The sequence below is a fragment of the Oerskovia sp. NPDC057915 genome (assembly GCF_042887685.1).
Taxonomy (GTDB): Bacteria; Actinomycetota; Actinomycetes; order Actinomycetales; family Cellulomonadaceae; genus Oerskovia.
On the sequence record NZ_JBHVOS010000041.1, the window covers coordinates 1 to 8,474 of the forward strand.

Annotated in this window: 12 protein-coding genes; 9 read left to right on the forward strand and 3 right to left on the reverse strand. The window is 62.5% G+C overall.

The genetic code is table 11. The annotated features are described in order from the left end of the window. The 9 genes from ACFVQ3_RS18570 to ACFVQ3_RS18610 form a co-directional block, all read left to right on the forward strand. Positions 1–238: hypothetical protein (locus ACFVQ3_RS18570; RefSeq protein WP_387642291.1), on the forward strand; the 238-nt coding region annotated here is incomplete at its 5' end. Between the two features lie 2 nt (positions 239–240). Then, entirely contained in the window at positions 241–573 is a 333-nt protein-coding gene (locus tag ACFVQ3_RS18575; protein WP_387642294.1) for a hypothetical protein, read from the forward strand. Next, positions 566–1,627, forward strand: a complete 1,062-nt coding sequence (locus ACFVQ3_RS18580; protein ID WP_387642297.1) for a hypothetical protein — start codon at positions 566–568, stop codon at positions 1,625–1,627. The genes ACFVQ3_RS18575 and ACFVQ3_RS18580 overlap by 8 nt, the downstream gene beginning before the upstream one ends. Continuing rightward, complete coding sequence (locus ACFVQ3_RS18585; RefSeq protein ID WP_387642300.1) at positions 1,624–3,444, forward strand: hypothetical protein; 1,821 nt, start codon at positions 1,624–1,626, stop codon at positions 3,442–3,444. The genes ACFVQ3_RS18580 and ACFVQ3_RS18585 overlap by 4 nt, the downstream gene beginning before the upstream one ends. Continuing rightward, on the forward strand, positions 3,441–3,722 hold the full coding sequence (locus ACFVQ3_RS18590; protein WP_387642303.1) for a hypothetical protein: 282 nt from the start codon (positions 3,441–3,443) through the stop codon (positions 3,720–3,722). Before ACFVQ3_RS18585 ends, ACFVQ3_RS18590 begins: the two co-directional genes overlap by 4 nt. Beyond that, complete coding sequence (locus ACFVQ3_RS18595; protein WP_387642306.1) at positions 3,706–4,419, forward strand: hypothetical protein; 714 nt, start codon at positions 3,706–3,708, stop codon at positions 4,417–4,419. Before ACFVQ3_RS18590 ends, ACFVQ3_RS18595 begins: the two co-directional genes overlap by 17 nt. Continuing rightward, complete coding sequence (locus ACFVQ3_RS18600) at positions 4,416–5,069, forward strand: hypothetical protein (RefSeq protein WP_387642309.1); 654 nt, start codon at positions 4,416–4,418, stop codon at positions 5,067–5,069. The genes ACFVQ3_RS18595 and ACFVQ3_RS18600 overlap by 4 nt, the downstream gene beginning before the upstream one ends. Positions 5,070–5,180: 111 nt before the next feature. Further along, the gene (locus ACFVQ3_RS18605; RefSeq protein WP_387642311.1) at positions 5,181–6,029 is read left to right on the forward strand and encodes a hypothetical protein; all 849 of its coding nucleotides are present in this window, start codon (positions 5,181–5,183) and stop codon (positions 6,027–6,029) included. A 3-nt stretch (positions 6,030–6,032) separates the two neighbouring features. After that, entirely contained in the window at positions 6,033–6,248 is a 216-nt protein-coding gene (locus ACFVQ3_RS18610) for a hypothetical protein (RefSeq protein ID WP_387642314.1), read from the forward strand. A 72-nt stretch (positions 6,249–6,320) separates the two neighbouring features. On the opposite strand, the gene ACFVQ3_RS18615 is transcribed toward ACFVQ3_RS18610, so the two are convergent. The 3 genes from ACFVQ3_RS18615 to ACFVQ3_RS18625 form a co-directional block, all read right to left on the reverse strand. Beyond that, positions 6,321–6,920, reverse strand: a complete 600-nt coding sequence (locus ACFVQ3_RS18615; RefSeq protein WP_387642317.1) for an SHOCT domain-containing protein — start codon at positions 6,918–6,920, stop codon at positions 6,321–6,323. A 250-nt stretch (positions 6,921–7,170) separates the two neighbouring features. Continuing rightward, a complete protein-coding gene (locus ACFVQ3_RS18620; protein ID WP_387642320.1) occupies positions 7,171–7,932 on the reverse strand; it encodes a DUF2637 domain-containing protein in 762 nt (253 codons plus the stop codon). Further along, positions 7,929–8,474 (reverse strand): hypothetical protein (locus tag ACFVQ3_RS18625; protein WP_387642323.1); only part of this gene is annotated, 546 nt, incomplete at its 5' end. The genes ACFVQ3_RS18625 and ACFVQ3_RS18620, both read right to left, overlap by 4 nt.

An 8,474-nucleotide genomic window follows, 5' to 3' on the forward strand; every position in this document is an offset into this window, starting at 1 on the left:
GATCCTGACGGTGTGGGTGGGCAGGCTCGCGCCGCAACTGCGGAGCCTGCGCCGTGAGGTCGAGGAACTCAAAGCCGGACGCGTCAAGGACCAGGGCGTGATCAAAGCGTCCGTGAAGTACATCCGCGCACTCGGAGTCCACAACGGAGTCCTGACCGGGCTACTTCGCCACCACGCCCCGCACGTAGAGATCCCCGCCGAGCCCGTGATGCCCGAAGTATTACGAGAGGAAGTCTGAGTGTGAGCCAACCGAACCGACGCCACAAGCAACGCCGCACCGCGCTCCTCAAGGAGGAGATGGAAGGACGGCTCAAGAATCCATTCGGGTTCGACGAGACGTTCACCGCGGCCGAGCAGGAGGAGATCAAGCATCTCGCCGCTCTGATCGCGCGGATCTACGTTCCGGAGCAGAAACCGTTCCCGGAGGTCGACGTCGTGTTCACCGGTCCGGTGGCGCGGATCGCCACGCAGTGGTGGAAGCAAGGAATGCGCGTGCACCCGGAACTGGCAAAGGTCGCCGTCGTTGTCGACACGAACGGCAGTGCGAAGAACGTGGAGGTCGATCGTGGCTAGCGAATACGGTGATCCGATCGAACGTCTCCTCGTCGAGGTGGAAGTGTTCGGTATGGCGCAGCTGCCCGGTCAGCCGCCGCAGACCGAAGCGTTCTTCCATATCCGGCGACGTCAGGACGGCGGCGCAGAAGGTGTGCTCGGGTTGCCGTTCTACAAGGGAGACAAGGGCGATCGTGGTCCCGCATTGCAGATCTTCGTCGTCCCGACGGCCGCGAACATCCCGCAGCCGGGAACGCTGACCAGTGCCGATTACGGCAAGGGTTGGCGCGTCGCGGGTGAGAACACGGTGAAGTTCTGGACCTCGCAAGGCTTCCAGTCACACTCGAATTGGATCGGCAGTGAGGGTCCTCCAGGTGACAAGGGTCCGGCGAACAAGCTGACCGCAGGCACGATCGAGATGCTGGCCGAAGGTCACGCACCGACGATCGACATCACCGGAACCGCGCCGAATCAGACTCTCTCCATAGGCATTCCGGCAGTTCCAGGCAGGCCAGGCGACACGGGACCGGCTGCGGCGATCGCGGCGTCGACGGACTACTCCGACAGCGGCACACCCGCAACTGTCGGTCAGGTCATCGCCATGAGATCGAACGGCAAGTTCGGACCCGTTCAGCCGATCTCCGTCCTCGAGGAATACGTCGTCCCGCCGGCCTCGTTCCCGAACGCGTCCAAGCAATCGTCGGAGCAGCGACATCAGTTGGTGCAGGTGCCGATTCCGGCGAAGCCGTATCCGTACCGGTTCAACTTCTCCGGGGGTGTGGACGTGAAGAACAACCTCGGCCATCAGGTCGACGTCGAGATCCGAATCGACAACCCGACTAGTGGTCAGCTCGTCGGACTCGGCAAGGGCCAGGACGGAGAGGGATGGCGCGAAGTGATGTTCCGTGCGCATTCCGACACTGCTTACCAGCCGGGCTCGACCGTCGGTGTCATTCCTCCGGGCACTCCGGTCACGCTGTATTGCGTTGCGGTACTGCGGTCTGGGTTCCTGCTCGGGTGGGCTGTGCGGAGGGACCTCGCGCAGTTGCGCATTCAGCTGGTGAGCGCAGCATGAGCGCCGCGTTCTACGAGGAGCAGTTCGCGCCGCAACGACCGCCGGCGATCAACCTCACCGAGGACGAGTCCGCCGACATCATGTCCCGCCGCGCCAAGCAGATCGGTGATTGGCTCGGCGGCGGCTGGATCGAGGGATTGTTCGACGCTGCACTCGATTTCGTCGAGGAAGGCCTCGAAACCCTCGAACGTATCGTCGGTCAGATCATCGACATCTTCAACAATGTCGTCGTCACCCCGATCAACAATCTGATTCAGGGCATCAAGGACTGGTGGAACGGAATCTGGCAGCCAGGAAAGGGCGGTGCGCTCGAGCAGACCAAGAACGAGGCGATCACTGCCCGCGCAGAAGCGGAAGCAGCGGCGCAGAAGTCGGCGGCGAACGAGGCGGAGAACATCCGCAACAGTGACGCGATCGCGGCCGCGAACCTCGAACTCGGCACGAAGGCAGCGATTTCGGACATCCCGACCGATGTTCCGATGCACGTCTCGCTCAACCCGATCGAAGACCCGGTGTTTCCGCGTGGCGATCTGCAGCCGATCCCGTGGCGGATCAAGGGCTGGACGAGTTCGGAAGGTAGCGGAACCCACCGACACTTCATCGACGAGGTCACCACGGAGATCGTCTGGGCGCAGCCGGTTTACACGATGGCCCTTCGTCGCATCGACATCGCGTACATCAACGCCACCCGCAATCGGATCTACAACACCGTCGGCTTTCAGATCGCGGAGCAGTCTGTGGCCACTCCGGCCACGTTCCGGGTAGCGGTATTCAAGATGGGTCGCGACTCCTCGGGATTCCTCAACGGAACCATCTCGCTTGTGTGGGCGAGCCCGGCAGCGGGTGAGCAGGGAAAGTTCGGATTGAAGGCACAGGACATCGTGGTCAACATTCCGGCCGCGAATCAGATCACCGCGAAGGCGGGCGACTGCTACGCAGTGCTGATGCTGCAGACCGGGTCCGGGACGGTTCGCAATCTGGTGGGGAAGGTCACCGCCGACGGCGCAGCAGCCGCCGGGGTGCACCCCTCGCGCCTGGGGATGAGCTACAACGGGCCGGGAGGTGCGGGGGTGTCCGACTTCCCGTCCTCGCTGACCGCCGCACAGCTCGACAACGCATCGATGTGGATTCCTTTCGTGTTCATGGGGCAGACACGCGGATTGCAGAAGATCCCGTACTTCGATCTGTTCGACCGCCCGAACGGGTCGAACCCTGGTACGAACTGGGCGGTGTACGGCGTCGGTATCGACATCGCGAACGGTATCGCGCAGTGCAAGAGAATCAATCACGGTAACTTCACTGCGCAGCGAGACGATCTCTCCCGCGGGGTGTACGTGCTCCAGGTGAACACCGATTCGCAGTACGTGGCCGGCAAGATCACAGCCTTCGATCGCTCGCAAGCATCGCTGCAGGACAATCCGCGAGCGCAGCTCGCATTGCGGTCGAACGCAGACATGACCCGCGCCGTGACTGTCGGAATTCGATTCGGACTCATCGAGATCCGTGTCTACTCGTTCGTCAGCCCCGGCGGCATGACTCAGAACTCGACGACGTACAACTGGTCGGCCGGTGACTGGGTCGAACTGCACGTGACCGTCTCCTCGATTCCCGGCCCCACGCTCGGAAAGTCGGTGTACGTCGCATACGTCAACGACAACCCGATCCTCGAATGGACGGACATGTCCAGCGAATCGGACAGCGGTCCAAGTTTCCGACGTCAAGGGTTCGAGGTCGGATCAACACACCGTGGTGCCGTATTCGGTTACTACTCGATCCCGTCCGTGGGATTCAACGAATGGAAAGCAGGAGACCTATGACAGCGCAGACTTTCCACGTCGAGGGACTCGACGGGATCACCTTCACCCCTACCTACGACGTGTCGAAGAAGTGGTTGGTGATCGAAGGGCACGACCGCGACGGCGATCTCGTCTCAAGGTCGGCGTTCTCGGTGACGCCCGATCCGATCGACAGTTCCGTCGAGATCACCCCGGAACCGGACGGCGAGCCGTCTCCAGATCTGCATGTCGCTACCGAAACGTTCGTGCGCGCTGCGAAGGCCGAACCTGACAGTGGAGGCGATGATGGCTCTCAGTGACGACATCGCCGCGCTCCCCATTGTCGTCAACGACGGGGACCTGCAGCACAACTCACATCACGTCACCCTCCACAAGGCCGCGAAGGCGCACGAGAGCAGGTTGTCGGAACTGAACCGCGTCGACAACACTCGTGACGCGGACAAGGAGATCTCGGGTCCAGTCCAGGAGGCCTTCACAAACCTGATGGAAGGCATTGACGCTGCCTTCACCGGGCTGTCTGATCGGGTCGACGACAAACAGGACGCAGCGCAGGTGTCCGCTGCAGTCTCTGCGAAGATCGCTCTTCTCGTCGGTGAAGCCCCGGCGACTCTGGACACTATCTATGAGATCGCCGCCGCACTTCAGGCTGAACAGGGAGCGACGGCCGCGCTGACTGCAGCGATCGGCCTGCGGGCGATGGCCGATGCGGTCGTTAATCTGGTGGGCAATCAGTCGGTCGGAGGGACGAAGAACTTCACCGGGGCGCTCCAGCAGGGCGGTAAGGCCGTCGTCGTCACCGACGATGCGCGGTTGACCAACGCCCGCACACCGACTGCCCACTCACACAGCCCGGCTGACATCACCGGTCTCGCGGACGAATTCAGTTACGTCTACGCAGCCATGGACGCGAAGCTGGACACGAACAAAATCATTCCAGTCACCTCGCTACCCGGCACGCTTACAAACGGCACCTTCTACTTTGTTTACACGCCATGAGTGGGCACTACGCCGTTGCCGGGGTAGCGAAGACGATCAACGACATCCGGTACGCAGTGGCCGGGGTGGCAAAGCAAGTCCGCTATATCGTCCAAAACGACACTCTGTTGTGGTCGCTGAAGACGATGTTCTGGGACGCGTTCAACAGGCCAAATCTCACCGGCCCGGGCTGGATCAAGATCAGTTCCCAGGCCGATGCGAACCTCGTGATTCCGGACGGCGCGAGTGCGCGCGGCGGCACGAATGCCCGGATGAGGTACGTCTGGCCCACCCCGCCAGGCGGTCAACCGCAGTGGGCGGAAGCTGTCGTGGCGGAGCTTCCCGTCAGCAGCGAGGCCGGGGTGGTCCTTCGGTCCGGCACGACTGCCAGCTCCAATGCGACATGCATGTTCGCGACCCTGACTCCCACTGGCTGGCGGGCGGGCTACATCGGAGCAGGCAACGTCGACCCCACGACCTGGGCAAGCGGGACACGTACCTTCACACCGGGGGATCGGATTCGCGCCGAGATCACCACCAATTCGCTGCTGGTGTATATCAACGACGCACTCGTGCACACCCAAACCGGGACCACCTACACCGGAACGTACATCGGCTTACGAGCCGTCAACGGTGGCCGTATCGACCGCTGGTGCGGAGGAGCGCTCTAACTCCCGCCAATCCGCAGCCACATGACATGCCCCCAACCTCACCGCGTGCAGCGGCCGAGGTTGGGGGCATTTTGTGTTCGCGCGCTTTTTCGGCTGTGGTTGAGTTGTCACATGGAACTGCGAGATTCGCCGGAGTGGTCGAGGAAGAAGCTCCACAAGCTCGGCAAAGCGCTTCTCGCTGGAGATCTACCGCCCGACGGATGCCCGACCTACGAGAAGGTGATGCTCTGGCATCACGAGCTGGCATCGGAGGTCGCAGGAATTATCGCGAACACGAGATGGTCCACGTTTGACTCCGGGTTACGAAACACCCAGCTGCGAGTCAGTTCACGCGGCAAAACCCTGGACACGCTCGTACAGAAACTCGGACGGTCCGGCATCGGTCTGGAGAATATTCAAGACATCGCCGGTGTGCGCGTCGACGGAGACTTCACATTAAGACAACAGACCCTGTTCGCTGAGGTACTCGCGGATCATTTTGAGGTGGAAGAGCAGGGCAAACGGGATCTGCGCAACGAGCCGCACAGTGGGTATCGCGCTTTCCACTTATGGGTGCGTTGCCCCGCGGGCCGTGTCGAAATCCAAATTCGCACAGAGGGACAAAGCGAGTGGGCCAACACCTACGAACGGCTCGGTGACAGGATTGGTCGTGGCATCCGCTACGACGAGCCTGCGCCCGATTCGGACGCTCAGGCCACCGTCGAAGCCATGCACAGACTCTCGCACAGCCTTCGCGTTCTCGAGGAACTCCGCGACTTCTCCATCGATTTGGGTCCGGAATACGTCGGGTCTCTGCTGAAGGAGGCGACCAAGCAGGGACTTATGGACGAACGGTCCGAGGATCAACGGACCGTGCCAGATATACAGGTAGTACGGTCCCAATTGGAACAGTTCTTACGGGAATATGTTGCTGAAATGCAGGCGCTGAGGCGTAGCATGGACCGCCTAGAGGAGGTGTGAGCGATGCCCAACTTCGTAATCGAGTTCAACCGGAAAACCCGCGACCGCAAGGTGAGTGAATTCCCAGGTGCGCGCGAAGCGATGGAACGACGACTCGAACTGGAAACGGAACGGACGGACTCAGATGTTGAGATCGTCGCCTTGTCCAGCGATTCCCTGGAGACGTTGACGTTCACTCACTCGCGCTACTTCACCGGGAATGAACTCATCACCAGCTGACCGGTCATCCATAACGGATCGCCCCGCATCCCTTCCGTAGGAGGTGCGGGGCGATTCGTCGTTTGGTCCTGCTCACATGCGGGCGAGGATGTCCGCCTTCTTTTGGGCGAACTCGTCGTCGGTGAGGATTCCAGCGTCGCGAAGCTGTCCGAGCTTTGTGAGCTGCTCGATCGCATCTGGCTGATTAGTCGCGGGCGGCATTGCTTCTGGCGGCGCTACGGGCATCGCGGGCGCGGGATTGGAGGTGAAGTGCCGAGTGTTGGCCATCGTGTGCGCGTTGATGCGCGCCTGATTCGACACCTCGTTGATGATGTTCACTGCCTCGCGAGGATTCGGAACGTCGTTAAGGATCACCTGCTCGACGCCGGCCGCGCGTTGGACATGCACGACGACGTCCCCTACACCGCGCGTCTTCTGTGTGAGCGTCTGTCGGAGGTCGATGTCGAACAGCTGATTCGTCGGGACTTGCTGCGCATTCGTTGTCAGCGTGCCGCGCTCGAAGAACAACGTCGTCGCGGTCAGTCGGTAGCGGCCTCCGCCGATCCCGGTCAGAGGCTGTCCTTTAGCCGACCAGAGAACGTCCGGTGCGCCTTCGAGTGCGGACGACTCGACAGACGATCGGGCCGTGAAATCCTGAGTCGCTGACCGGATGCGATTCGCGAACCCACTCACTCCGGAAGCCTGTTGATCATCGACTACGAACTGCCAGCCCTCAGGTGCCGGCGGCCATGATGGGTCCGGTGCCCAGCCCTCGTAGGGCAACCAGCCCTCAGGCGCTCCGGGCCATCCGGGAGCTGGATTGAATCGCGGTGCCATGTGCTGCCCTCTGTTCGTGAAGTGTGCGAGATCTCCCCGGTATCAAACCAGACGGACGGGATATACCCGGCGTCATCCGCCGTCATCCGCCCACGCGCGGATGCAGTCATGCCGCGGGTAGTTCTCGCGCTTCGGCGGCGGCCTTGTCCCGGTATCGACGTACCGTCGCTTCGCTGACACCGACGAGTTGCCCTATCGCACGTCCGCTCATCCCGCCCTCAGCGAGGAGGTCGAGTACTCGCTGACGCACGTCCTCGACCGGTGCGTCGCCTGCGTCACTTGGGTCCAACGGTGGAGACGGTGGTTGCGCGTCAGGCGTCAATGGTTCGTCTCCGGTTGCGTCGGTAAAGGGCGAAGGTGCGACAGGTTCAGGTGCCGGGACTTCGTCGCCACGAGGAGCGACGCATTGGGCAGGAGTATTCACCTCGATCGACAACGCACCCTCTACCTGCGGTGACGCACCCCCTGCGGCGTGCAGTTCCACATCCTGACGCACCCTGGCGCGAACGACGGCGAGGTGCGTCATCGCGAGTGCGCCAACGGGTGGCACGACTGCGACAACGGCGGCGATTGCCGGGTGCACCGGACCGGGCGGGAGCACCGCGTGCGCCACGTTCCCGACGATGCTCGCGGACGCGGCGCACCCCAACAGGACCCATGCGTACCGACGCGCGTCATGGCCGCCGAAGGTGACGACGGCGCGCGTCGCAGCGAGGATCAGCCCGTCGACCACCAGCGGCCACGCGGCGGCCTCGTGGGCTCCGAGCCCGGCGCGTGACGCGAGGTCCGCGAGGGCGGTGTAGCTGAGCCACAAGCCGAGAGCGGCGAGGGCGTAGGTCAGAACAGCATCGAAACGTGTGACTCTCATCGGGCACCGCCCGACGAGCGTGGATGGCAGTGGCAGCGTTTGCGGGCGCTGCCGTCATCGGTTTCAACCCAGCCATTCGGGTCGCACTCACCGCACGACGTCCACGACGGCGCTGTGGAACTGCTGCGAGGCGCAGGGAGGTTCGACCATGCCGGTATCCAGGCTTGGGCGAAGCGGGCCGGGTCGTCAGCCCGATGGCTGAACTTGGCGACGGCGACGAGCGCCGGGATGCCGTGCACGTCAATCAGGCTGATGATCGCGGTGTGGTCGTCGTGGGAGAGCTTGTCGAAACGGGCGGACAGGTTCTCGTTGCGGATTGCGGTTTCGAGTTCGACGATCGGCCGCCGCCGCGTCGCGCCGTCCTCGCGCGGTTGGTGAGATTCGTCAGGAGGCGGCGGCGGTTTTTTCTTCCCTTTTTCTTCTTGATTGTTGGTCTTCTTGTAGTTGTTCTTCTTATGGGTGCGATTTGCCACCGATGGTGCAGCCGCTGGCGGTAAATCGACCGAAGGTGAATCGACCGAAGGTTCGACGTCCGGTTCGCC

What these genes read in the sequence shown, in the direction of transcription:
- ACFVQ3_RS18585 (WP_387642300.1), top strand. Translation starts at nt 1,624, where the DNA reads ATGAGCGCCGCGTTCTACGAGGAGCAGTTCGCGCCGCAACGACCGCCG.
- ACFVQ3_RS18590 (WP_387642303.1), top strand. Translation starts at nt 3,441, where the DNA reads ATGACAGCGCAGACTTTCCACGTCGAGGGACTCGACGGGATCACCTTC.
- ACFVQ3_RS18595 (WP_387642306.1), top strand. Translation starts at nt 3,706, where the DNA reads ATGATGGCTCTCAGTGACGACATCGCCGCGCTCCCCATTGTCGTCAAC.
- ACFVQ3_RS18600 (WP_387642309.1), top strand. Translation starts at nt 4,416, where the DNA reads ATGAGTGGGCACTACGCCGTTGCCGGGGTAGCGAAGACGATCAACGAC.
- ACFVQ3_RS18605 (WP_387642311.1), top strand. Translation starts at nt 5,181, where the DNA reads ATGGAACTGCGAGATTCGCCGGAGTGGTCGAGGAAGAAGCTCCACAAG.
- ACFVQ3_RS18610 (WP_387642314.1), top strand. Translation starts at nt 6,033, where the DNA reads ATGCCCAACTTCGTAATCGAGTTCAACCGGAAAACCCGCGACCGCAAG.
- ACFVQ3_RS18620 (WP_387642320.1), bottom strand. Translation starts at nt 7,932, where the DNA reads ATGAGAGTCACACGTTTCGATGCTGTTCTGACCTACGCCCTCGCCGCT.